General features: G+C 72.4%; 21 protein-coding genes. 8 read left to right on the top strand and 13 right to left on the bottom strand.

What is annotated here, in order from left to right:
- Positions 1 to 13 precede the first annotated feature (13 nt).
- Together A2U95_RS00190 and A2U95_RS00185 are read right to left on the bottom strand one after the other, a co-directional pair.
- Positions 14 to 256 carry a hypothetical protein gene (locus tag A2U95_RS00190; RefSeq protein WP_166020194.1) on the bottom strand — a complete coding sequence of 81 codons (243 nt, stop codon included), beginning with the start codon at positions 254 to 256 and terminating at the stop codon, positions 14 to 16.
- A 509-nt stretch (positions 257 to 765) separates the two neighbouring features.
- On the bottom strand, positions 766 to 1,152 hold the full coding sequence (locus A2U95_RS00185; RefSeq protein WP_166020192.1) for a VOC family protein: 387 nt from the start codon (positions 1,150 to 1,152) through the stop codon (positions 766 to 768).
- A 63-nt stretch (positions 1,153 to 1,215) separates the two neighbouring features.
- Here A2U95_RS00185 and A2U95_RS00180 point away from each other — a divergent pair, with 63 nt between their 5' ends.
- Positions 1,216 to 2,202 (top strand): helix-turn-helix transcriptional regulator, encoded by a 987-nt coding sequence (locus A2U95_RS00180; protein ID WP_166020190.1) that lies wholly within the window; start codon positions 1,216 to 1,218, stop codon positions 2,200 to 2,202.
- A 265-nt stretch (positions 2,203 to 2,467) separates the two neighbouring features.
- Here A2U95_RS00180 and A2U95_RS00175 read toward each other — a convergent pair whose 3' ends face one another.
- A complete protein-coding gene (locus A2U95_RS00175) occupies positions 2,468 to 4,792 on the bottom strand; it encodes an FhaA domain-containing protein (RefSeq protein WP_166020188.1) in 2,325 nt (774 codons plus the stop codon).
- Between the two features lie 699 nt (positions 4,793 to 5,491).
- On the opposite strand from A2U95_RS00175, the gene A2U95_RS00170 reads away from it, so the two are divergent.
- The gene (locus tag A2U95_RS00170) at positions 5,492 to 6,139 is read left to right on the top strand and encodes a dihydrofolate reductase family protein (protein WP_166020187.1); all 648 of its coding nucleotides are present in this window, start codon (positions 5,492 to 5,494) and stop codon (positions 6,137 to 6,139) included.
- A gap of 126 nt (positions 6,140 to 6,265) precedes the next feature.
- Here the strand turns inward: A2U95_RS00170 and A2U95_RS00165 are convergent, their stop codons facing one another.
- The 5 genes from A2U95_RS00165 to A2U95_RS32290 form a co-directional block, all read right to left on the bottom strand.
- Positions 6,266 to 7,351 (bottom strand): acyltransferase, encoded by a 1,086-nt coding sequence (locus A2U95_RS00165; RefSeq protein ID WP_240957141.1) that lies wholly within the window; start codon positions 7,349 to 7,351, stop codon positions 6,266 to 6,268.
- A 368-nt stretch (positions 7,352 to 7,719) separates the two neighbouring features.
- Positions 7,720 to 8,169 (bottom strand): DUF3618 domain-containing protein, encoded by a 450-nt coding sequence (locus A2U95_RS00160; RefSeq protein WP_166020185.1) that lies wholly within the window; start codon positions 8,167 to 8,169, stop codon positions 7,720 to 7,722.
- On the bottom strand, positions 8,166 to 8,594 hold the full coding sequence (locus A2U95_RS00155) for a phage holin family protein (protein WP_206282920.1): 429 nt from the start codon (positions 8,592 to 8,594) through the stop codon (positions 8,166 to 8,168). The genes A2U95_RS00160 and A2U95_RS00155 overlap by 4 nt, the downstream gene beginning before the upstream one ends.
- 443 nt (positions 8,595 to 9,037) lie before the next feature.
- Positions 9,038 to 9,967, bottom strand: coding sequence for a polyphosphate kinase 2 (ppk2, locus tag A2U95_RS00150; protein ID WP_166024604.1), 930 nt, complete (start codon positions 9,965 to 9,967; stop codon positions 9,038 to 9,040).
- A 66-nt stretch (positions 9,968 to 10,033) separates the two neighbouring features.
- Positions 10,034 to 10,273, bottom strand: coding sequence for a DUF6411 family protein (locus tag A2U95_RS32290; protein WP_420857006.1), 240 nt, complete (start codon positions 10,271 to 10,273; stop codon positions 10,034 to 10,036).
- A 310-nt stretch (positions 10,274 to 10,583) separates the two neighbouring features.
- On the opposite strand from A2U95_RS32290, the gene A2U95_RS00140 reads away from it, so the two are divergent.
- The 3 genes from A2U95_RS00140 (at position 10,584) to A2U95_RS00130 (ending at position 15,451) form a co-directional block, all read left to right on the top strand.
- Positions 10,584 to 11,963: a cellulase family glycosylhydrolase gene (locus A2U95_RS00140; RefSeq protein WP_166020183.1), complete on the top strand. Its 1,380-nt coding sequence runs from the start codon at positions 10,584 to 10,586 to the stop codon at positions 11,961 to 11,963.
- A 1,037-nt stretch (positions 11,964 to 13,000) separates the two neighbouring features.
- Complete coding sequence (locus tag A2U95_RS00135; protein ID WP_166020181.1) at positions 13,001 to 13,567, top strand: hypothetical protein; 567 nt, start codon at positions 13,001 to 13,003, stop codon at positions 13,565 to 13,567.
- Between the two features lie 756 nt (positions 13,568 to 14,323).
- The gene (locus A2U95_RS00130; protein WP_166020179.1) at positions 14,324 to 15,451 is read left to right on the top strand and encodes an SGNH/GDSL hydrolase family protein; all 1,128 of its coding nucleotides are present in this window, start codon (positions 14,324 to 14,326) and stop codon (positions 15,449 to 15,451) included.
- Positions 15,452 to 15,523: 72 nt separating this feature from the next.
- Here A2U95_RS00130 and A2U95_RS00125 read toward each other — a convergent pair whose 3' ends face one another.
- The 3 genes from A2U95_RS00125 to A2U95_RS00115 form a co-directional block, all read right to left on the bottom strand.
- Positions 15,524 to 15,901, bottom strand: a complete 378-nt coding sequence (locus A2U95_RS00125; RefSeq protein WP_166020177.1) for an STAS domain-containing protein — start codon at positions 15,899 to 15,901, stop codon at positions 15,524 to 15,526.
- Between the two features lie 206 nt (positions 15,902 to 16,107).
- On the bottom strand, positions 16,108 to 17,064 hold the full coding sequence (locus A2U95_RS00120) for a sensor histidine kinase (RefSeq protein ID WP_166020175.1): 957 nt from the start codon (positions 17,062 to 17,064) through the stop codon (positions 16,108 to 16,110).
- A complete protein-coding gene (locus A2U95_RS00115; protein WP_166020173.1) occupies positions 17,061 to 17,843 on the bottom strand; it encodes an MEDS domain-containing protein in 783 nt (260 codons plus the stop codon). Before A2U95_RS00115 ends, A2U95_RS00120 begins: the two co-directional genes overlap by 4 nt.
- A gap of 488 nt (positions 17,844 to 18,331) precedes the next feature.
- On the opposite strand from A2U95_RS00115, the gene A2U95_RS00110 reads away from it, so the two are divergent.
- From A2U95_RS00110 to A2U95_RS00100, 3 genes are all read left to right on the top strand, one after another.
- On the top strand, positions 18,332 to 18,622 hold the full coding sequence (locus A2U95_RS00110; RefSeq protein WP_166020171.1) for a helix-turn-helix domain-containing protein: 291 nt from the start codon (positions 18,332 to 18,334) through the stop codon (positions 18,620 to 18,622).
- Positions 18,623 to 18,736: 114 nt separating this feature from the next.
- A complete protein-coding gene (locus tag A2U95_RS00105) occupies positions 18,737 to 20,263 on the top strand; it encodes a helix-turn-helix domain-containing protein (protein ID WP_420856934.1) in 1,527 nt (508 codons plus the stop codon).
- A 241-nt stretch (positions 20,264 to 20,504) separates the two neighbouring features.
- Positions 20,505 to 20,960, top strand: coding sequence for a contact-dependent growth inhibition system immunity protein (locus A2U95_RS00100; RefSeq protein WP_166020169.1), 456 nt, complete (start codon positions 20,505 to 20,507; stop codon positions 20,958 to 20,960).
- A gap of 223 nt (positions 20,961 to 21,183) precedes the next feature.
- Here the strand turns inward: A2U95_RS00100 and A2U95_RS00095 are convergent, their stop codons facing one another.
- On the bottom strand, positions 21,184 to 22,026 hold the full coding sequence (locus tag A2U95_RS00095; RefSeq protein WP_166020167.1) for a class II fructose-bisphosphate aldolase: 843 nt from the start codon (positions 22,024 to 22,026) through the stop codon (positions 21,184 to 21,186).
- On the bottom strand, positions 22,007 to 23,033 hold a 1,027-nt coding region (locus tag A2U95_RS00090), incomplete at its 5' end, for a 1-phosphofructokinase family hexose kinase (RefSeq protein ID WP_338104396.1). The genes A2U95_RS00090 and A2U95_RS00095, both read right to left, overlap by 20 nt.

Below are 23,033 nucleotides of genomic sequence, written 5' to 3'. Positions count from 1 at the left end.
ACGGAACAGATGCTCAGGCGGTGATGGCGAAGACCCAGAGGTGGGGGGCGGGCCCTGGGATGATCACGTAGTGGACGATCACCGCCGAGGTGGTGATGACGCGGACCTCGTCGTCGAAGTCGTCCTTGCCGGCCCGCGGCCAGCTCCACGGATCGGCGCAGGCACGCTCGACGGCGGCGCGGACCTGCTCCCGGTCGGTCTCGGTCAGGGACTTGATGGTCTCGCCCACGCTGCGGGCGAAGCGCGCGGGGATCACTCGCCGAAGACCTCGGCCGTCGTCAGCGGACCCTCCCCCTTCGCTGTGACTGGATGTGCTCCGGCGGCGACAGGCGACCAGGCGCGCGTGCCGGCACGGGCGGCGGCCCTGGCCTCAGCCGCGACTTCCTGAGGGACCTGGGCGCTCGATGGGGTCTTCGGCATGAGGGGAGTCTAGGAATTTTCCGGATCCCTCGGGGCGATTCCGCATGAGCGTGTGGTGCCGGATCGGCCGCGTCCTCGCGCACCGCGGCCGGAGCGGCCCGACCTCCCTCCGCCCTGGCCCTGGTGCGCTTCACGACGGCAGCAGACCCAATTCCTCACTCACCGACCGCCGACGACCGCCGGCCCTCGAAGCCGGCGGGCCGCCCCCTCCTCATGCGGCACGCCGCCGGTCAACGCCGGGCACGGCATCTCCGTCGGCCACGACACCGGCGTGCTCATCCCGCGCCGCGCCGGCATCCGGACCCCGCGTGGGGGCACGGCATGGTCATCGCCGGCCGGGGACGCTCAGAACGATGTGGAAAGGCAGAACGGGTGGCCCGCGGGGTCCAGCAGGACCCTCCGCTGATCGGGGTGCGGTTGGACCGGGGGTTCCACGGCGCCGAGGGCCAGCATCCGGGCCTGGGCGGCCTCCAGGTCGTCGACGCCCAGTTCGATGTGCGCCTGCTTCCCCTGGGAGGGGTCCGGCCAGGTCGGACGCCGGTAGTCGGCCACCCGGACGAAACCCAGCCCGGGTGAGCCCTCGCGGCCGAGCAGGACGAAGTCGTCGCTGGAGTGGACGACGGGCAGGTCGAGCGCGCTGCCGTAGAAGCGGGCCAGTTCGGCGGGGTCCGGGCAGTCGAAGTCGACGGACAGCAGACGGATCGCGGGTGCGGACACGGGTTCGGTGTTCATGGGGAGGACGCTATGACGCGACCAGGACAGAAGCGGTCCTGGTCATGAGGAACAATCCGGGATGTGATCAGCGCCTCCGCCCGCCTGCTGCGATTGGTCTCGCTGCTGTCCAGCCGGCCGACGTGGACCTGCCGCGAACTGGCCGAGCGGATGGCGGTCACCGACCGCACGGTCCGGCGGGACGTCGCCAGGCTGCGGGAACTCGGTTACGGCATCGAGTCCGACCCCGGCCCGTGGGGCGGGTACCGCCTCGGCGGCGGTACCCGGGTGCCACCGCTGGTCCTCGACGACGAGGAGGCGCTCGCCGTGGCCTTCGCGCTGCGCGAGGCCGCGCTCAGCGGCGTCCTGGGCGGCGACCAGGCCGCGCTGTCGGCGCTGCTGAAGCTGCGGCAGGCCCTGCCTCCCCGGATCGCGGACAGGCTGGGCGCGATGGACGCCACCTTCGTGCACACTCCCAGGCCCGAGGGCCGTCAGGTGGTCCGGCCCGGCGTGCTGCTGGAACTGGCCGCCGCCTGCCGCCGCGGCGAGCGCACCCGCCTGTCGTACCGGGACCACGCGGGGAGGAGCACCGTCCGCGACGTCGACCCCTACCGCCTGGTGCACACGGGCCTGCGCTGGTACTTCGTCGCCCGGGACGTGGCGCGGGACCAGTGGCGGACGTTCCGGGCCGACCGGGTGGTGCAGGCACGGCCGACCGGACAGGCGGCCGAACTCGTCGACCCGCCCGACCCGGCCCTCCTCGTCTCCCGGGGCATCGCCGGCGTCGTGTACCCGCTCTACGTGACGGTCCGGCTCCCGCACCCCATGGACCAGGCCCTGCGGCTCGTCCCGCCGACGATCGGCGCCCACCACCCGGACGGCCCCGACGCCACCGTCGTCGAGATAGGCGGCAACGACGCCGACCAGCTCGTCACCTACCTCCTCGGCCTGGGCACCCCGCTCCGGATACTGTCCCCGGACCACGTACGGGAGACGCTGCTGCGCCGCACCCGGGAGCTGTTCGAGGACAACGAGGACAACGAGGACAACGAGGACCACCGGCTCCGGTAGGGGAGGGGCGTACGCGGCCGTGCGCGGCACGGCAGCGGTTTGATCACCACGTCGTCGCCCCGGCCCGGCGGCCCGGGGGATGCCTTCGGCTCCGGCGCCGCCCCTGAACGGCGGCGCCGGAGCCGAAGACTGTGCCAGGAGGCGGACGCCCGTCGTCGTACGACGGGCCGTGCCCTGAGGGGGAGAGGACCGCGGCAGGCCCGTCGGTCAGCTGCACGGGCACGGGCAGTTCACCCCGCGGCGCGGATCCGGGCCCGGTGGCGGATCACCCCCACGCGGGGGCGGCGAACATACTGGCCGCGTTGTAACCCCCGTGGGGGTAGGAGGCGCCCCAGCCCACGGCCTCGGGCTGGGTGCGGGGGAAGTCCGCGGCCACCAGCGTCGCCAGGTCGAAGTACGCCTGGCGGGTCCGCGACTTCAGCTGTTCCAGGACGACCTCCGAGCCCGTGGCGAGGTGCTCGTCGAAGGGAACGATCACGACGCCCCGGCAGCGGGAGTGGAAGTGGTGCACGACGTCCTCCACCCTCACGTTCTTGCTCTTCCGGCGGGCCTCGGAGATCACCGTGATGCTGCGCTGGACGAGGTCCTCGTAGCCGTGCGCGTTGAGCCAGTCCAGGGTCGTGCTGGCACTGGTGGCGCCGTCCACGCTGGGCGTGGCGACCAGGATCAGCTGGTCCGCGAAATCCAGGATGCCCCGCATCGCGCTGTGCAGCAGGCCGGTACCGGAGTCGGTCAGGACGATCGGGTAGTGCTGTCCGAGACAGCCGATCACCTGCCGGTAGTCCTCCTCGCTGAACGCCGTGGAGAGCGCGGGGTCCGCCTCGTTGGCGAGGATCTCCAGCCCGCTCGGGGACTGGGAGGTGAAGCGCCGTACGGCCATGTAGTTGTCGATGTTCGGGATCTCGGCCACCAGGTCACGAATGGTGGCGCTCGTCCCGCAGCGCACGCGTCGGCTGAGCGTTCCCGCGTCCGGGTTGGCGTCGATCGCGACGACCCGGTCCTGGCGCTCGGTGGCGAGGGTCGCGCCCAGGGCGGTCGTGGTGGTCGTCTTGCCGACTCCGCCCTTGAGGCTGATGACGGCGATCTTGTGGCACTGCGTCACCGGGGTGCGCAGGACGGCCAGCTTCTGCTCGCGCTCCCGTTCCGCCTTCCTGCCGCCGATGCGCAGCCTGCCGCGGCCTCGGCGGTCGCCGGGCCGCTTGCGCAGCAGCCGGTCGGAGGAGAGTTCGACCGCGGCGCTCAGCCCCAGGGTCCCGTTGCGACCGCCGCGGTCCGCTCCCGGCCAGTGCGCCGGAGCGTGGTGGGCCGGTGGACCGTAGTACTGCGGCAGGCCGGGAGCGCCGTGCGGCATGTACGCCCAGCTGGCAGGGGCAGGGGCAGGGGCAGGGGCAGGGGCAGGGGCGGGGGAGGAGGGCTGCTCGGCGCCGGGAGCGTGCGCCGTGGCCGCCGGACGGTGGTGCTGCGCCGTGGCCTGGGGCGGGGGAGCCTGACCCGCGGTCTCCTGGGGCTCGTCGGCGGTACCGGAGGCGGGCGGTACCGGACCGGCGCCGTCGGGTCCCTCAGGCCTCCTGTCGGGTGCGGGACCGCCGACGGAGGTTTCGCGAGCGTGGGTCACGGTGTGTCCTTTCGAGTGAGTGAGGGTTCCGTCGGGCACCGGGCCGGCGGCGTGACGACGGTGGTGCTCCCCGGCCGGCGGCAGGGCCTGCCGGCCGGACCGGTGACGGGGGGCCTCCGTGCGCGGCGGACCGCCGAGGGGTAGGGGAGGGAGCGGCGGTTTCCCCGCGGCCGGCTTCCTGGCCGGGAGCTCGGGCAAGCCGGTGACGTGCCGGTGGCCGATGTCCCGCCCACGGCGAGGCGTACGGCTCTCCGTCGGGCCGAGCGCGAAACGTACGCCGTACACGGAAGGGAGACCGGGCATGTCGTGACCTGTCCGAGGCAGAACGGCCACGCCCGAACGGTCCGCGGCGGGCTCCCGGAGGCGGGAGCGCTTCGGCGGGGAGGTGGGAGCGCTCGGCGGGTGGATACGGGCGAGCATGCCGTCCTGGGTGAACGTCAGGCCGAGGGATATGAACTGCTCCACCGTCAGGACCCGCTTCTCCCCCCGCAGGATGTGAGGGGGCGGCTGCCAGGACGGGCGGATCCCCTCGGCCGGTCCGCCCGACAGGGCACACGTGGTGTGGTAACGCTCATTGGCCTGCAGGACACGCTGCACGTCGGGCGGGACCTCGAGGCGGCTGCGCACGCGGAACCGCCCGGCCTTCAGGTTCTCGGTCCGCTGCAGCTGCACCTTCAGCGGACCGACGAACGAGTAGTGCTGCTGCTCCGCGTACTCGCGCAGTTTCTGGACCAGCTCCTCACCGAGCATGACCAGGCACCCGCTCTGCAGTTCGTGGTCGCCCGGATTCAGCTCGACGACGAAGCAGTTGGGCACGACGACGCAGTCGCGGTCCCAGATCCTGGCGTTGATGTCGCACTCGCGCTTGAGAGCGCCGATGAATTCCACGGGCTGGACCGCGGATTTGAACACCTTGGCGAACGCGCCGTTCACCAAGGTCTCGAAACTTCGTTCGATCTTGTTCAGCGCCCCCATTGCAGCCTCCGGGTGTTGATCTGCCGTGGTGCAATCAGATGAAATGAAAAGATTGCGGATAGTGGTGATATAGCCGCCGTGCGTGATCATGCGCGGCGTGTCGCCATAATTCACCGGATCGGTGGCCGTGACCGGCGCCCGCCGGTGGTGCTCCGCCTGCCGGCGCGCCACGTGGCCTGGCACTTCCCCACGTCACGTGTACCGCCGGACGGACGCCCGGGAGCTCCGGAGGGCAGGGCGGCCGGAAGCCCGCCCCCGTCGGGGACCGCGGCTTCGGGTGCGCCGCCACCCGCCTGAACCGATCCGGAACGGCGAACGCCCGCCGGACGACGGCTCGGCGGGCGAGGCGGACCTCGGGCCGGCCGTCCGTCCGCTCCCGCGGCGACACCTGGGACGCGGGCGGACCGGCCGTGTCCGTGCCCGGCCCGCGCCCGGACGATCCGCGCGACGCCGAGGGATCCCGTGCGCCGGACGGTCCGCTGCCCCGCACCGCCTTCCTGCGCCTTCGTGACCCGGCGGTCGCCGTCGGCGCGCCGACGACGACCGGCACCGGCTGACGCGGACCATGCTTGTCCGGCGCACCACCCGGGCCGGGGGCACATCGCCCCCCTCCCGCACCGCCGTCGTGGACACGACGATGAGTTCTCCCGGCCCGGGGAGTCCCCTCACCGTCGTGCCACCCAGCACAGGAGGAAGCCCGTGGCCCAACAACTGCTGAGAGTGCAGAACTTCAACGTGTCGAGTGACGGCGTCGCCGCCGGCGGGAACCAGAGCCTGGAGAACCCGTTCGGCCTCGACGGCGCCGAGAGACTGTTCGCCTGGGCAGGCGCCACGGCGAGCTGGCCCATGCGCACCGACCCGGGTGGGAGCCGGGGACTCGACGACTACTTCACGCGGGACTTCGCCCGCAACATCGGCGCCGAGATCATGGGCCGCAACAAGTTCGGTCCCCAGCGCGGACCCTGGCACGACCACGAGTGGCAAGGGTGGTGGGGCGACGAGCCCCCGTTCCGCACCCCGGTGTTCGTCATGACCCACCACCCTCGCCCTTCGATCACGCTGTCCGACACCACGTTCCACTTCGTCGGCGGGGACCCGGCCGCGGTCCTCGAACAGGCGCGGGAGGCGGCGCAGGGCAAGGACGTCCGGCTCGGCGGCGGAGTCACCACCATCCGGGAGTTCCTGGACGCGGACCTCGTCGACACCCTGCACGTGGCGGTCTCACCGGTGAAGTACGGAACCGGACTGCGCCTGTGGGAATCCCCCGACGAACTGCTCGACCGCTTCCACCTGGACGTCGTGCCGAGCGCGAGCGGGGTGACGCACCACCTGTTCTGGCGGAGGTGACCGCACGCCCGCCCGGCGGCCGCCGCCACGGCCCGTGCGGGGGGCCGCGGCCGCCCGGCGAGCGGGAGCGGGAGCGGCGGTCCGGCCCGTACGGCGGGCCACCGCTCCCGGTGGTGGGGGAGCGGGTCAGCCGAGCAGCCGCCGCAGGTTCAGCCTTCCCCACAGCAGACTGGTGGCGAACGACAGCACCATGACGGTGACCACCAGACCGGCCAGCAGCAGCCCGGCCACGGGTCCGCCCAGGTCCGGCGACACCAGCGGGTGGACGATCTCCTCGACGAACAGCACGTGCACCATGTACGCGCCCAGCGCCGCATCGGCCAGGTTCCGCAGCCGTGGGCGCCACTTCTCGGGGACCCGGACCCTGCTGACCAGCAGCAGTACGCAGACGCTCATCGCGGCGACGAACAGGTGCGCGTTGGGCAGCACGTAGTGGACCTGCGTGTTGTACCAGAGCGCCCCGGCCATGGTGAACGGCAGCAGCACGGCCGGCCACCGCTTGCGCACGACCCCGGCAGGGAGGCTGAACAGCAGCGCGCCGCCGACCGCGTACACCAGCGAGTAGGTGCTGAACCCCCAGGCCACCGGGGGCGTCCCGCGGCCCGTCACCTCGGCGATCGTGGTCAGCGCGCTCGGCAGTACGGCGATGCCGAGCAGCGCCGCCCCGAGCCCCCAGGGACGCTGCCCCGCCTTGATCAGCACCGCGAAGGCGAGCAGCACGATGATCGGGACGTAGGCGTACATGAACCACAGGTGGTAGGCAGGCTGCACCGAGCCGAAGAGGGAGTTCGCCGCCAGTTCGGTCATGGGCCGGTCGTTGCGGTCCCGCAGCCACGCCCAGATCAGGTAGACCGCCGTCCAGGCGAAGAGCGGGACGACGTTGCGGACGACGCGCTGCCACATGCGGGAGCCGTCGCGGGGAGGCGCGCCGGCCAGTACGGCCCAGCCGGCTATGGCGAAGTACATGGGGACGGCGAAGGCGTTGATCCCCTCGGCGACATGGCCCGCCCAGTACGCACCCGCGCCGTTCGCCGGGTCGTTGCCGGTGGCGTGGATGAACTGGGCGCCCACGTGGCCCAGCATGATGGTCGCAGAACAGATCAGCCGCATCAGATCGATGTCGAAGCGGTGTTCGCGCGCGGGGACGGTGGGTTTTTCGGAGGCGACGCTGCCCCTTTGTCGCGGCATGCGTACGGCGGTGTCGTTCTGCACCGCGCAACTCTCGGGTGGCGTCGTGTACGGGAGTTGGCGGAAGGGTGACCGTGTCGTGGCCACTGGGTTTTGGTTGACTGTCCGCGGGGGCCCTCCGGAACCGCCGGCGGCTTTCGGCCCCGGCAGCCCCGGCAGCCCCGGCAGCCCCGGTGGCCCCGGCAGCCCCGGCGAGGAGCGCGCCCGGCGAGGTGGCGCCCGGCGGCACCGCACCTCGGCCGAGCGCGTTCCTCACCGGTGGCGCCGGGGCGTCCTCGTCGCGGCCAGGCACCCTCCACGCCTACGCGAGCGCAGCTCCGGTTGGGCCGCCTTCGAAGCCTCCCGGGGCGAGACCGTCCGGCTCGCCGACGACCTCCGAGGTCTTCAGCCGCTCACCCCTTCGAACGGCGGCATGCCAGCCAGACCAGGACGGCCACACCGGCTGCCGTCAACAGCAGGGTGCGGTTGTCCCGCGCCGCCCGAGCTCCTTGGGCCGCCTTCTGCCGCACCGGTTCGGGTGTCTTCTCCTGCAGCAGATCGGCGGCCTGGGCGGCCTTGGCCCGGGCCTGCCCGGCGGCGGACGCGGCCTTCTCCTTCACCGGATCGGGGATCTTCTCCTGCACCTGGGCCGCGGTCCCGGCGGCCTTGGCCTTCAGCTCCCCGGCCTTGGCGGCGGCCTGCTGCTTGACCTCGGCGGCCTTCTCCTGGGCGCGGGACTTGACGTCGGCCTTGGCCGCCAGTGCCTCGACCGTCCTGCCGAGTTCCTGACGGGTCTCCTCGACCCGCTCACGCAGTTCCTCGGAGTCGGAGGCGGTGGGCTCGTCGTGGGACGGCTGGGTCATCGCTTTGCACTCTCCTTGATCTCGGCCACGTCGGCCTTCACGCTGCGCACCGTCTGCTCGGGCGTCGGCGGCGCGCCTTCCTGGATCTGCTTCTTGCCGCTCAGGGCCATCACCCCGGCGACCACGCCCAGCACCACGGTGACGATCAGCGCCGCGGCCCACACCGGCAGCGGCACCGCCAGGCCGGCTATCGCGGTGGTCACCAGCGCCTGCAGCATCAGGAAGCCGATCACCCCGGCGCCGCCGAACAGCCCGCCGCCCTTGCCGTAGCGCTTGCCCTTCTCCTTCATCTCCGCCTGCGCCAGCTTCATCTCGCCGCGTACCAGCTCCGTCAGCTGCTGCGACGCGCGCTGCACCAGCTCGCTCACCGGCTCGTCGGCGCCGTGAGTACTGCCGCGACCGGCGCCGGCATGCGGTGGCTGCATGGTCGACACGACGATCACCTCCCATCTCCGCTTCTGATTCATGACGACGAGCCGCACAGGACCGTCGGGTAAGCACGCGAATACCCAGAAAGATCCGATTCAGGGCAACCCGGGGAGACTCATCTGCACGGACCGGTGCGGACGGGCCCCTCCTCACCCGGGTACGCGTCCCGTCCTCGCGGCCCTGGCGGGCAACGGGTCGTCGTGGCCGGGAGGCGCCCGGCCCGCAGGCCGTGCCGGGCGCCACTCGGGTCACCGGTGCGGGCGGCGCCGCATCGCCGGCGGACCCGGCGGGAACGTCGTCACCGTGAACGGTTCCCCGGACCGGTCACCGCCGTCGGCCCGCACCACCCCGGGCACGGGCTCCTCCCGGCGGGACACCGCAGCGGCCCCGTCCCGCCGGCGAGGCGCCCATGACGCGGACAGCGGCGCCGGGCGCGCGCTCACGCGGTTCCCTCCGGCCGTTCGTCCTCCCGGCCGGGATGGATCCCCGGACCGTCGTGGTCACCGGCCAGCGGGGTGGGGGAGAGGTCGGCGGGTTCCTCGCCGGGCTCCAGCAGGGTGTCGGCGGAACCCACGATCAGCGGGTCCGGCTTGCCCACGGCGGTGTGGTCCTTGGCCGGGTAGTCGCAGCGGTCGAGCAGGCTGCGCATCGCCTCCAGCCGGCCGCGCCGCTTGTCGTTGTTCTTCACCACCGTCCAGGGGGCGTACGAGGTGTCGGTGGCGCGGAACATCTCGACCTTGGCGGTCGTGTACTCGTCCCACCGGTCCAGCGAGGCCAGGTCCGTCGGCGACAGCTTCCAGCGGCGCACCGGGTCGACCTGGCGGATGGCGAAACGGGTGCGCTGCTCGGCCCGGGAGACGGAGAACCAGAACTTCACCAGCATGATGCCGTCGTCGGTCAGCATCCGCTCGAACATCGGCGCCTGCCGCAGGAACCGCTGGTACTCCTCCTCCGTGCAGAAGCCCATCACCCGCTCGACGCCCGCCCGGTTGTACCAGGAGCGGTCGAAGAAGACGATCTCGCCGCAGGCGGGCAGGTGGGACACGTACCGCTGGAAGTACCACTGGCCCGCCTCCCGCTCGGTGGGCTTCTCCAGCGCCACCACGCGGGCGCCGCGCGGGTTCAGCCGCTCGGTGAACCGCTGGATGGTGCCGCCCTTGCCGGCCGCGTCCCGGCCCTCGCAGACCACGACGATCCGCTGGCCGGTGTCCTTCACCCAGCGCTGCATCTTCAGCAGCTCGATCTGCAGCACCCGCTTCTGCCGCTCGTACTCGACCCTGCGCACCCTGCGGTCATAGGGATGGTTCTCCCGCCAGGTCTCGACGGGGCTGCCGTCGGCGTTGAGCAGGATCGGCTTCTCCGGTCGCATCTCGTTCACCGTCAGACCGTCGAGAAGCTCGTCCTCGGCCACGTCCACTCCTCTCTCTCCTGATGATCAGACCGGCAGATGCCGGTGCGTCCGCCGGCCGACAGGGTCACTGCGGCCCACGGCACGCGAACGGGAACCGAAGGGCTCACCGAGCCGGCGTCCCAGGGGGCCAGGAGCCCTGGACCCGGTGCCCGAACCGGCTCCCGGCACGCGCCGGGCGCCGTTCCGCGGGCACCGGGACGACCGGGGCGGCGGAACGGCCGGCACGGCCGGGACGACACGGGCACCTGCCACGCCGACGATCATCATGGAGAACTCCTGAGTCTCGACGGTGGAGCCGGACACGGACACGCACCGCGCGCCCGCTGTGAACCGCGTGCCCACTTGCGCCGTGACCAGTCGCGCGGGCCCGAAGCCTTCCCCGCCCGTCCTGGCCGGGGCCGGCGCCGTCACCCGACGGCTTCGCCGCCACCCGCCGCTCCGTGCCGGTAATTCCTCCATGGTCGACTCTCTGTACGCACCTCGGCGTACGGGTGTACGGTCTCGACCCGATGGGCTTTGGGAGCGCTCCCATCTCGTTGTTCTCGCTTCGCACCCCCACACGAGGAGAAACACCTTGAAACGCTTATTGGCCCTCCTGGCAACCTGTGCGACGGGTCTGGGCCTCACGGCGCTGAGCGCCCCCCAGGCCGCGGCCGCCACCGGCTGCAAGGTCGACTACACGATCACCAGCCAGTGGCAGGGCGGCTTCCAGGCCGGCGTGAAGGTCACCAACCTGGGCGATCCCGTCACCGGCTGGAAGCTCACCTTCGACTGGCCGGACGCCGGGCAGAAGGTCGTCCAGGGGTGGAACGCCACCGTGTCGCAGTCCGGCTCCACCGTCACCGCCGCCGCGGTCGACTGGAACCGCACGCTGGCCACCGGCGCGGCGACCGACGTGGGATTCGTCGGCTCGTTCACGGGCGCCAACCCCAAGCCCACGTCCTTCAAGCTCAACGGCGTCGCCTGCACGGGCTCCGTCGAAGGCCCCTCGCCGACCGACCCGCCGCCCGCGACCGGTACCCCCCTGGGCATCAACGGGCAGCTCCGCGTCTGCGGCGTGAACCTGTGCAACCAGTACAACCGTCCCATACAGCTGCGGGGCATGAGCACGCACGGCCTGCAGTGGTTCAGCAAGTGCTACAACAGCGCGTCGCTGGACGCGCTGGCGAAGGACTGGAAGTCGGACCTGCTGCGCACCGCCATGTACGTCCAGGAGGGCGGTTACGAGACCGACCCGGCGGGCTTCACCAGCCGGGTGAACAGCCTCGTCGACATGGCCGAGGCCCGCGGCATGTACGCGATGATCGACTTCCACACGCTGACGCCGGGCGACCCGACCTACAACCTCGAGCGCGCCAAGACGTTCTTCGCGTCCGTCGCGGCCCGCAACGCCGCCAAGAAGAACGTGATCTACGAGATCGCCAACGAGCCCAACGGCGTGAGCTGGGCGACGATCAAGAGCTACGCGGAGCAGGTCATCCCGGTGATCCGGGCCGCCGACCCGGACGCCGTCGTCATCGTCGGCACCCGGGGCTGGTCCTCGCTCGGCGTCTCGGACGGCTCCGACGAGAGCGAGATCGTCAACAACCCCGTGAACGCGACCAACATCATGTACGCGTTCCACTTCTACGCCGCCAGCCACACGGACAACTACCGCACCGTGGTGAACCGGGCGGCCACGCGGCTCCCGCTGTTCGTCACCGAGTTCGGCACGGTGACCTACACCGGTGGCGGAGCGGTGGACCGGGCGAGCACCACGGCCTGGCTGGACCTCCTGGACCGGCACAAGATCGGCTACGCGAACTGGACGTACTCCGACGCCGATGAGGGCAGCGCGGCGTTCAAGCCGGGCACCTGCAACGGCACCGACTACAGCAGCAGCGGCGTGCTGACCGAATCCGGTGCGCTGCTCAAGAGCCGGATCAGCACCCCGGACTCCTTCCCGACCAGCTGACCGTCGACGGGGCTCCGGCCGGACCGGAGCCCCGTCCCGACGGCGGGGAGGGGAACCAGGGGGGCGCTCCGGTGCCCGCCCACCGCCCACCGCCCACCGGACGGCACTGCTCTCCAGGGCCGCCGCGTCGAAGCCGTCCTGCAGACCGGCCCGGGCCACGTCATCCGGTGACCTCAGGCTGACGTAGGGCTACCAGCCGGTCTCGCCGTGCCTCCCGCGCCACTCCTCCCAGACGTCACGCACCCTCTCCCGCGCCACAGACACACCGATGACCTCAACGCCCGCGGCTGTCGTGGCCCGCTCCGGGCGCGCCCGGGAAAAGCAGGCGCGCAGGGAACGGACAAGCTCGCCGGCCGGGAGACGTGGCTGATGGAGGAACGTGTTCATGATGTCCGGACCTTACGGTCCCCCCCGCTCGCGGCGCATTCGGACAACCCCCGCAGCAACTCCACGGAGCTGAGCACCGTCACCGTCTGTCGTCGGCGGCGGAGCCGAACAGGCCGGCGGAAGAGGCGGGCCGAGGCGGTCCGGAAGGCGGGCCGGTTGTCGCGGACGTTCCCTCAGCACCAGGGCGGGGCCGTGACGCGCGACGGGCCCGTGGAGGTGCCGCGGCGGGCGGACCACGGCCCGTGGGCCCGCGCGCGGCGCGCTGATCGCCGGCGGCACCTTCGTCGTCCGGGACGGCATGGTCCCTGCCGGCCGACGGACGCGAAGTGACGACGTCCCCGCCTCGGTGACAACCACCGTGCCTCGGCCCGACGGTCACACCGGCAACGCTCCCGTCAGGGCGTTTCGCGGCGCCCCACCGGACCGCTTCCGGGCCCTTGTCAGGCGGACTTCCTCCGGCCCTGGCAGGGGTGGATCGCCGGCCTCGAGGCCGGCGCGGCCGGTCGGCCGTGGCGGGGGCCTCGGTCCGCTTCCGGGGGCCGACGGGGAGGCGGGGGCCGGGCCCACCCGTATGGGTTCACCGGTTGGCCGGCTTCACCGCCCGACGCCAGGCTTACATCGTTGCCCCGCTCGCCTAGGAGAGGAATGACATGTCGGAACGCAACACAGTGCTCCGCAGCCTGCACGACATCGGTCTGGCGGCCTGGTTCGGCGGCTCGCTGATGGGCGCCGTCGGGTTGAACAAGGCGGCCGAGCGGACAGGGAGCGACGAGATGTCCACCGCCCGCATCGCCAGTGCCGGCTGGGCCGCCTGGACGCCGGTGAACGCCGTGGCGATCGGCGCGCACCTCGTGGGCGGTGCGGGCCTGCTGGGCGCGAACAGCGCGCGGGTGCAGTACCAGCAGGGCGTGGGCGCCTCGACCGTCGCCAAGATGGTGCTGACGGGCGCGGCGCTGGCGGTGACCGCCTACAGCCGCGTGGCGGGCAAGAAGGTCGAGCTCGCCTCCTCGCCGATGTCCGATGCCGCCGAGCAGGACGCCCACCCCATGAGCCTGGAGGAAGCTCAGCACAAGCTGGCCATGCTCCAGTGGGCGGTGCCCGCGTTGACCGCCGGTGTGCTGGTCCTCAACGCCCTGCACGGCGAACAGCAGCGGCCTTCCCAGCAGAAGCTGGGCATGCTCCGCAAGGTGACCTCGAACATGACCGGCGGCGCCTAGCGGTACACGCCCCCCGGCGACCACACGCGGCGGAGGAGGAGGCCTTCGGGACGGGCCGGAACCGGACCCCGTTTCCTCCTCGTCACCGGCCTCGAGCGCGTTCCGGTCGCGCGGCGGGCCGCAGGCTGCCACCGGCCGGGACGGGACCCCTGCGGGTGGCGGAACGAGGTCGCACCGCGCGTGGCGTCGCCGCCGCGCGCGAGCCGCGCGCCCGGCTCCGGTCGCAGACGGGTGAGGCAGCCGTGCGGGTCGTCGTCCGCGTGCGGCGGCACTACGGGCACGGACTGCGTGCGGGGCGCCGGACCCGGTGAGGCACCGGTGGGCCCGTCGCCACGGCCGCGGTGCCGATGACCGTCAGCTCCGGACCGGCCCCGGGACGGTCGGCGACGGGAGCGGGAGCACCGGGAGGTGCGGGAGCCTCACCCACGCCTCTCGTCGACCGAAGCGCGCCCCTGGTCCCACGGGCAGGCCGGCGCACGACTGCCGCAGCCCGGATTCCAGGTGCTCGACGTCCTCCGCGAACCGGACCTCCCCCAAGCCGCCGACGTGGCGGCCGCCCGGGAACGGCCGGCGGCTCGCGGGACGGGCGGGTCGCCGCACCCGACCGGCCTCGGCGGACCGTCCGTGCGGCCGTCACGCCCGGCGTGTTCCGTACCCGTCACCACCGACCACTCCCCACGCCCCGCCCGCACGGCCATGATGGGAGCGCTCCCGTACCTCCGCACGTGCAGATCCCCGGCACCGGAAGGACCGCTCATGCGCACTCCCCCTCTCTCCCGGCGGGCACTGCTCACGGCCGCCGCCGCGAGCGTCACCGCCGCCGTTCCCTCCCAGGCGTCCGCCGCCTCCAGCTCCGCGCGGCCCGCCGCCCTCGCCGGGTTCCGGACGGTGGGCCGGGTCAAGGAGGCGGCCGACGGTTCGGTGCAGTACACCTGGCCCGGCATCGCCTTCGAAGGCCGGTTCCGCGGCACCGGCGTCGGGATCGTGCTCGACGACGCCGCCAACGACTACGACGTCCAGATCGACGGCGAGACCGTCAGCACGCTGGTGACTCCCGGACGGACCACGTTCTGGGTCGAGGACCTCGCCGACACCCGGCACACCGTGCGGCTCGTCAAGCGGACGGAGAGCCCGTGGGCCGTCGGCCGCTTCAGCGGGTTCGTCGCCGCTCGGGGAGGAAGGATCCTGCCCGCCCCCGCGGCGCGGAGCAGGCAGATCGAGTTCATCGGCGACTCCTACACCGCCGGGTACGGCAACACCTCGGGCACGCGCGACTGCTCGGCCAACGGAGGAGTCGACCGGAACAGCAACGCGGATCTCGCCTTCGGCGCCCTCACCGCCCGGAAACTCGACGCCGATCACCAGCAGAACGCGTTCTCCGGCCGCGGCATGGTCCGCAACTACAACGGCAGTGATCCCGGCACCGACTACCGCACCTACTACGACCGGGCCCTGCTGAACGTCGCCGGCGACGTCTGGCGGAAGCCGCGGGCCTGGCGGCCGCAGGTCGTCGTCGTCGGCCTCGGCATCAACGACTTCTCGACCCCGCTGCGGCCGGGCGAGCCGTGGGCCGCGCAGAGCGAGCTGATCGCCGCCTACACGAACGCCTACCACGGCTTCCTCGACAAGCTGCGGGCCCGGTACGGCGGCAGCACCTTCCTGGTGGTCAGTGCCACCTCGGTGTCCGGCACCGCCTTCGCCGAGACCACCCGGGGCATCGTCAGGGACCGCAACGCGCGCGGGGACGACCGGGTCGGCCACTGGTACTACGACGATCCCGCCCTGGACCGGCTCGGCTGCGACTGGCACCCCTCGCTCCACGACCACCGGATCATCTCCGGTCTGCTCGACCAGTACCTCGCCACCCTGCCGCTGGACTGGTGACCGGGAGGGCGGTCCCGGCCGGGCGGGGTCCGGACCGCCCGCCCCGCCGGAGCGCCTCACTCCTGGCGCCGTTCAGGCGTGGTCGGACGCCTCGAGCGCCTCGGCAGGCTCGTCCGCGCCGGGGGCGGAGAGGGCGGCGCCCACGGTGGGCGAGAGCGGGAGCAGCGTCTCGAGGCCGAGCATGTGCCATATCTGCTGGTAGTGGTCGTTGAAGGCGGCAAGGCGCAGCGTGCCGGCATGGGCGTCGGCCGTGCGCGACACCATGATGAGCATGCTGATGCCCGAGGAGTCGAGGTACTCCATCAGGGAAGCGTCCACGACCAGGGTGGTGCAGCCCCGCCTGACCAGCTCCTCGCACTCCGCGCCGACGACGGAGGCGTTGTCGTAGTCCACCTGCTGCGGCAACCGCACGACCGCCGTGTTCTCGCCCTGCATTCGCACGGTGAGCATGACGTACTCGATACTCCCGACTCGTCCCGATTTCGCCTGCCATGCCGCTACCAGGCGTAATCACACGCCTTCCCACCGGCCCACCGCCTACACGTCGGCGCGCCCGTTCGCCTGTGCGTCGTCCACGTGGTCCTTCCCGCAGGGGCCGACCACGTGTACCGACCCTATGCCACCGTCGTCCAGGCGGGGGACGGCAGCGGTGATGTTCACCCCGGCAGTTCGGTGTGGAGGCGCACCGTGGTCCCCTCGTCCGGCGAGGAGCGGATCTCGACCAGATCCGCGAGCTGGTGGACGAGCCACAGCCCGCGTCCGCCGATCTGTCGCGGGTTCGGCCGCACGCGCCCGGACAGGGGGTCCTCGATGTAGCCCCCGTCCCGGAACTCGCACACGAGGCGACCGTCCTCGCTCCACGTGCGCAGCACCCCGTGTCCGCCGCCGTGCCGGATGCTGTTGGTCGCCACCTCCGTGGCGGCCAGGTGCAGTTCGCGCAGCCGCCGGCCGCTCAGGCCGTGCTCCTCGGCGCAGGCGGTGATCTTTCCCCGCAGGGCGGGCAGGTCACCGCCGGTGTAGGTGAACTCCTCGTACGGGTCGCACGGGCGGGTGAGCGGAACGAAGGCGTACGACGCCTGCGGGTCGTAGTCCCCGCACGGCATCGTCCGGCCGTCCTTGCGCATCTCCGGGTGACACCGGGCCATGTCCCGCAGGCCGCTCCCGCCGTGAGCGACGTTGTACGGGCACAGCAGCCACCAGGCCGGGCCCTCGGCGAAGGCCTTGTTGAGCAGCCACTCGTGGTAGTGCAGCTCCGCGGCCTCGGCGGGACTGCGGACCTGGTCCCAGGGGGACTCACCGATCCCGCGGACGGGCCGCCCCTCCTCGACGTGCTTCCTGATCCATCCCTGCCAGGCGTCGATGAGCCGGCCCGGACGGTGCGCCACACGGCTCGTGTCGACGTAACGGACGGCCTCGTCCTCACGGATCTCGGCCCGCAGCATGGACGCCTTGTCCTGCGGGACGGCCACGACGACGGCCTCGCCCCCCTCGAGCGCGTCCTGGATGAAACGCAGCGCGCCCTGGACGAACTCGTCCCCTCCGGCGTACGGGTACAACTCGTGCCGGTACCCGCTGCCCGGTGCGGTGGTGACTGGCTGGAGTGAGGCGGTCATGGCGCCATCACCACCGGGATGTCGGGGACTGCGAAGCCGGACAGTTCCCAGGCTAGTCGCACGGTCTCGTTGGTTCCTTCCAGAATCACCTTGCGATCCGGAAGGTGCCTTGCCGCATCGGCCAGGGCGCTCATCCCGGCGGCGTCGAAGAACTCCAGAGCATGACAGAGCAGACGCACCGTCGCCGTCCGGGCGAGAAGAGTGCACAGGACGGTGCCGAAGAGCACCGCGCCGTCGCTGTCGACGATCCCGTCCACCGCCCATCCCCTCTGGCCGGCCCGATACACCCGGAACGCCGTTGACGCTGCACGGCTGCCCAGATGGTGGGGGTGCACGCACGCGATCTGCTCGAGCGTGGACGGGTCCCAGCCCGCACCGCTGTACGCGCAGACCACCAGGGATCCGGTGTCGGCGGCGAACTCCTCGAGCTCCAGCTCGCTGCGCAGCAACTCCCCCGTCTGCTTCGCGGGGCAGCCGGGCCGGACGTGGTGCAGCACCCGGAGCGAGCGGAACCCCTCGCGGCCGGCGTTGGCCGCCTCACGGCGCACCGCGGCGAGGAGGGAGACGTCCAGCCGGGCAGGATCGAGGACGAGCTGGGCGAACTCGCTCCCTCCCTGGAGGGCGGGCCCGACGATCACCACCTTGTCACCGTGCAGTGCTCCGTCCGCGACGAAGGCCCGGCTGCGGTCGATGACGTCCTCGGTGCGATCCAGCACCTGGCAGACGTGGTCACCGGTGTCGACCTCGTCCAGGGTTGTCAGAGTGCGCGGCGCTCTCACTACTCCTCCCTCGCTTCCTGGCCTCACTCTACTGACATCCGCGGCCCGTTCCGCCAGCCGTTCGAGGGCGCCAGGGCGACCTGAACGCGATCTTCACCGCCTGGCGCGTGTCCCTGGTCCGGCGGGCGACGGCGGCCGCCTCCCGGGGCGATGGTGTGGCGCAGAGCCCGGAAGCGGCCGTCTCCGAGGACGGGGACGGCCGCTTCCGGGCGGGCACCGGCCAGGGGTCCGGCTTCGGGCGAAGCCGCTGCGCGGCCCCCTCGTCAGAGGTCCGTCGATGCCTTCGGGCCCTGCGACACCCTCCCCGGGTCATCAGCGACAGGAGGAAGTCCTGCCGGACCCGCAGGCCGGAGCCCCTGCCGCGGAGCCGTGAAGAAAACGACGGGTCGCACGGGACGCGTGCGGGGGTCGTGTCCTCACTCCTCCACCCCGCATCTCTCATGCGTTTTCCGCATGAGAGATGCGTGACGGGTGTTAAGTTGTGGGGTATGGGTGTGTCGTTGGAGGAGCGGGTCCGATTGTCGGTGGCAGCACTCCTGCAGGTGACGGGCGAGTCGCAGGCCGACCTCGCTCGTGTGCTGGGCGTTGCCCAGGCCCAGGTCAGCCGTCGTCAGTCGGGCACGGTGGCGTGGAGCCTGGCGGACTGCGAGGCGGTCGCCGCCCACTACGGCATCGATGTCCTCGATCTTTTCGCGGGCCCGACCCGTGCCTGCGACCGCGTGCCTGCCGGACGCCGTCGCGTCACCGTGCGCGCCGCGTCCCGGGCGGTGGCCCGGTGACCGGATTCGACGCCATCGACGCCCTCCTCGCCGACGCCGGCCCGCACACGCCTTTGCCGCCCCCCGGCGGAACGCCGCGCTCTGCGTGAGGGCCTGGGCCTCTCCCGCGCCCAGGTGGCGCGCGCCCTGGGCGTGAGCCCGTCCACCGTCGCCGGCTGGGAGACCGGCCGTGATCCCGCGGGCGACACCCGTGAGAAGTACGCCTACTTCCTCGACCGCGCCCGCACCCGCCTCACCGGCCGCCCCGACCCCGCGTCGGACCCGGACCCGCACCGCGCAGCCCCGGCGGCTCTCACCGGTGCCGCCACCCCCGAGGACGCCGCCGTCGAGGACGCGCCGATGCGCGACTCCCGGGAGAACCCCGCCGCCTCCGCCCCTGAGGCCGCCTCCGCTGCGGTGCCGGCCGTGCCGGGGGACGACGACGTGGAGCTGCTTCCCGCTCCGCAGCCCTGTGTTCTGTGCGCGGCGGCGACCTGGTACCGGATGGCCGGTTTCCCGCAGCACCTCTCACCCGACGCCTGCGCCGGAGCCGCATCCTCTCCCGCGGTCGGCCCTTCGGCGTCCCCGGTCTCGGCCCCGAGGGAGGCTTCCACGCCGCTCCGGACCCCGGCGCCCACCGCCGCGCCTTCTCCCACCCCTGTCGCCGGCACCGGAAGGCCGGTTGCTGCCCGTCGTGATTCAGCCTCCATCACGGGTGCCGGTTCCGCCGCGCACCTCATCACCGCGGCTGTGGACAAGGCCCTGGCCGATCATCACGGTGACATCGACGCGGCGGCCGCCGCACTGGTGAAGCGAGCCATCCCCGACGCGATGACGCTCCTCGACACCGTCCGCAAAGGCGGCCGTTACGACGTCATCGCGCATCCCTGGATCCCCGACATCCTCCGCAAGCCCACCGCCCATGGCGCCGACCAGGTGTGGGAGGCGCGTCCGAAGTGGACCCGGCCCCACCTCCCGACGGGCCGTCACCACGTCACCGCCCTCGACATCAACGGTGCCTACCTGTCCGCCCTGAAGACCCACCTGCCCATCGGCCAGCTCGAACACTCCACCGGCCCCCACCACGACCGGCGCCGCTCCGGCGTCCACCTGATCACCCCTCCCCGCTGGGAACACGACGACGTCCTCCCCAACCCACTGGGCAACCGGGAAGAACCGGGCCCGGTATGGGTCACCGAGCCCACCCTGCGTCTCCTGCTGCGCCTGTCCGGCCCCCGCCACGGCCTGTGCGAGCCACCCGTGATCCACGAGTCGTTCACCTCCGGGGCGACGGAGAACCTGCTGGAGAAGTTCCGTGTCCTGCTCAAGGACGCCCGCGACCGGGCCATCGCCGCCGGTGACGACCTCACCCTGGACTACGTCAAGGCCATGTACTCCAAGTTCGTCTCGACCATGGGGGAGTCGAACTACAACCGGCAGCTCTACCGCCCGGACTGGATGCACATCATCCGCTCCCAGGCGTTCGCCAACCTCTGGACCAAGGCCTACAAGGCCCACGAGCAAGGCCTCACCCTGGTGCGGGTCATGGGCACCGACGAACTCCACCTGACCGGTGACTGGCGCACCGTCTACACCGAGGGACGCGCCCTCACCGAAGTCAAGATCAAGGACACCTACACCCTCGACGGCACCCCTGGCTGAAGGGCACCCCTGACTGAAGGCCGTCCCGCAACAGCTGATCGCGGCAGGCGCCGGGCTGTTCGCCTGCACCGGGCACCAGTGAACAGGCGCGACACCGACTGAGCGTGAACACGGTCGGCCGCATGCCGACGCAGAAAACCACGATCGACCTGACAGGGATGACGCTGTCAGGTGATCTGCGGGAACAGCCTGGTGAGGTGAGCCGGGGATTCCCTCCTTGTTCCAGTGACAATGAACCCCCATGGACCGTCTGCTGCACCTCGACCGCACGCTCGATGAGCTGGACCCGCCTCGCTGGGCGCCTGCCGGCCCTGACGCAACCTCCTTGGTGCGCAGGGTGCATGAACTGCGGCGGGTTCCGCTGGGCGAGCTCGGGCCGGCGGATCTACGCACCCTCATCTCCCAGCAAGTGGCGCTGCCCCACGTCCTTCCGCTCGCAGGGAACCTGCTGCTCGATGAACCGATGCTTGACGCCTACTTCTACGAGGGAGACCTGTTGCTTGCCGCGGTGAACGTTCCGGCGTCGGCCTGGACCCTGCTCCCGAACCTCGCGGCACGGGTGCGCACCGTGATCATGGCACTGCCGGAGGCGGCGGTGGCCAGTCTGCCCCGCGGCGGAGCCGAGGAACTCGCCCGCTTCGTCGCCCGGACCGAACCGCTTCGCCGACCGGACGAAGGAACCAGGAACCCGCAGTGAACCGGTGATCCGAACCAGGGATGGAGACCCTGGCGAAGGGGCAGCAACTGCGTGACGCCGTTGGGACTTCCACCGGTCGGCGGTACCGCGGGCGGAACGCCCCCTCCGTCGGCGAGGACATGGTGCTCGCCGCCCGCGGCTCGCACGGGCCGGGGCATCGCAGCCTGGCCCCGGCTCCGTCCCCACGGTCACCGGCGGCCCCGGCAGGCGCGTCGGCCGCGCTTCAGCCGTGCCCGCCGCGCAGCACCTTCAGCAGGTGTGCCACCGCGTCCGCGACGACGTCTCGGGCGGGGCCCAGGTACACGCGGGGGTCGACGACGTCCGGCTGTTCCTCCAGGCAGGTCCGGACGACCCGGGTGAACTCCTTGTTCAGGTGGGTGGAGACGTTGACCTTGGTGATCCCGGCGTCGACCGCGCGGGCGAGTGCCGCGTCGGCCACCCCGGACGAGCCGTGCAGGACCAGAGGGACGCCGGCGGCCTCGTCCAGCCGGGTGATGAGGGCGAAGTCGAGGACGGCGTCCCGCGTGACCATGGCGTGGGAGCTGCCCACCGCCACGGCCAGGGCGTCGACCCCGGTGGCGGCGACGAAGTCCCGTGCCTCCCGCGGATCGGTGCGCACCCCCGGCGTGTGCGCACCGTCCTTCCCCCCGACCTCGCCGAGCTCCGCCTCCACCCACACGTCCCGGGCACGGCAGTGGTCCGTGACCTCCCGGGTCGCCGCGAGGTTCTGCTCGAAGGGCAGCTTGGAGGCGTCGAACATGACGGAGGTGAAACCGAGTTCCACGGCCTCGTGCACCAGGTCCACGGACTCCGCGTGGTCGAGGTGGACGGCGACGGGCACGCGGGCCGCGCGCGCGATCGCGAGGGACGCGAGGCCGATCGGCGCGAGCGCGCCGTGATGGCGGACGGTGTTCTCGCTGATCTGCAGGATCACGGGCAGCCCCACGGCCTCGGCCCCGCCCACGATGGCTTCGGCGTGCTCGAGCTGTACCACGTTGAAGGCCCCGACACCCACACCGGACCGGGAGGCGGGAGCGACTATGTCGTCAGTGGGGGTGAGGGGCATGGAGGTCCTCCACGGATACGGCGGGACGGATACGTCGGCGGGTGGCGGCGTCGAAGTCACCGGCCACGGGGCAGGGGACGGCGGCGGCCGACAGGGCCACGGCCTCGCGCAGGACGTCCGGCCAGCGCCGGCCGTCGGCGAGCCCCGCGGCGAGCGCGGCGACGCAGGCGTCCCCCGCCCCGGTGGGGTTGCCGGCCAGCCGCTCCGGGGGTGCGGCGCGCCAGCCGCCGTCCGGGGTGAGTGCGTGGAGGCCGTCGGGGCCCGAGGAGACCACGACGGCACGCGCGCCGAGGGCGCGCAGCCGCCGCGCGGCCACCACGACGTCCTCGCACCCGGTGGCGGCGGCGAGTTCCGCGGCGTTGGGCTTGACGACGTCGGGGCCGGCGTCCAGCGCGGCGAGGAGCGGGGGACCGCCGGTGTCCAGCACGGTGAGCGCTCCGGCCCGGGCGGCGATGCGGACCAGGCGCGCGTACGCGTCGGACGGCAGCCCGGGCGGCAGGCTGCCGCAGAGGGCGACGACCGGGACGTCGCGCACCAGCGACGCGAAGCGGTCGGTGAAGGTCCGCCACTCCCGCGGGGCGACGTGCGGACCGCGCTCGTTGAACACGGTGGCGTCCCCGTCGTCGCGGGAGACCACGGTGACGGTCTGCCGCGAGGTGCCGGAGACGGCGACGAGCTCGTCGTGGAGGTTCGCGACGGTGCGCAGGTCGTCGCGCAGCAGGGCGCCGGTGGGACCGCCCACGAGTCCGGTGACGGTGGCGCCGTACCCGCGGGCGGCGAGGACGCGGGCCACGTTGACGCCCTTGCCCCCGGCGCGCCGGTGGGTGGTGCCGACGCGGTGCGAGGTGCGCGGGCGCAGGGCGTCGACGCCGTAGGTGACGTCGAGGGCGGCGTTCAGGGTGACGGTGAGGATCACGGGTGCCGGGCCTCCGTCCGGCGGGCGCCGCCGCGCGCGCCGCCCGCGCTCCGCCGGGCGGCCGGTCCGGCGCCGGCGCACCCCGCCCGGT

Origin of the sequence: Streptomyces chilikensis (genome assembly GCF_001642695.1) — a bacterium.
GTDB lineage: Bacteria > Actinomycetota > Actinomycetes > Streptomycetales > Streptomycetaceae > Streptomyces > Streptomyces chilikensis.
This window is presented reverse-complemented; position numbering and strand designations above follow the sequence as displayed.

Coding starts and splice junctions, on each gene's coding strand:
- A2U95_RS00185 (WP_166020192.1), bottom strand. CDS start 1,152: ATGAACACCGAACCCGTGTCCGCACCCGCGATCCGTCTGCTGTCCGTC.
- A2U95_RS00175 (WP_166020188.1), bottom strand. CDS start 4,792: ATGGGGGCGCTGAACAAGATCGAACGAAGTTTCGAGACCTTGGTGAAC.
- A2U95_RS00160 (WP_166020185.1), bottom strand. CDS start 8,169: ATGACCCAGCCGTCCCACGACGAGCCCACCGCCTCCGACTCCGAGGAA.
- A2U95_RS00155 (WP_206282920.1), bottom strand. CDS start 8,594: ATGCAGCCACCGCATGCCGGCGCCGGTCGCGGCAGTACTCACGGCGCC.
- ppk2 (WP_166024604.1), bottom strand. CDS start 9,967: ATGCGACCGGAGAAGCCGATCCTGCTCAACGCCGACGGCAGCCCCGTC.
- A2U95_RS32290 (WP_420857006.1), bottom strand. CDS start 10,273: ATGATCGTCGGCGTGGCAGGTGCCCGTGTCGTCCCGGCCGTGCCGGCC.
- A2U95_RS00135 (WP_166020181.1), top strand. CDS start 13,001: ATGTCGGAACGCAACACAGTGCTCCGCAGCCTGCACGACATCGGTCTG.
- A2U95_RS00130 (WP_166020179.1), top strand. CDS start 14,324: ATGCGCACTCCCCCTCTCTCCCGGCGGGCACTGCTCACGGCCGCCGCC.
- A2U95_RS00125 (WP_166020177.1), bottom strand. CDS start 15,901: ATGCTCACCGTGCGAATGCAGGGCGAGAACACGGCGGTCGTGCGGTTG.
- A2U95_RS00120 (WP_166020175.1), bottom strand. CDS start 17,064: ATGACCGCCTCACTCCAGCCAGTCACCACCGCACCGGGCAGCGGGTAC.
- A2U95_RS00110 (WP_166020171.1), top strand. CDS start 18,332: ATGGGTGTGTCGTTGGAGGAGCGGGTCCGATTGTCGGTGGCAGCACTC.
- A2U95_RS00100 (WP_166020169.1), top strand. CDS start 20,505: ATGGACCGTCTGCTGCACCTCGACCGCACGCTCGATGAGCTGGACCCG.
- A2U95_RS00095 (WP_166020167.1), bottom strand. CDS start 22,026: ATGCCCCTCACCCCCACTGACGACATAGTCGCTCCCGCCTCCCGGTCC.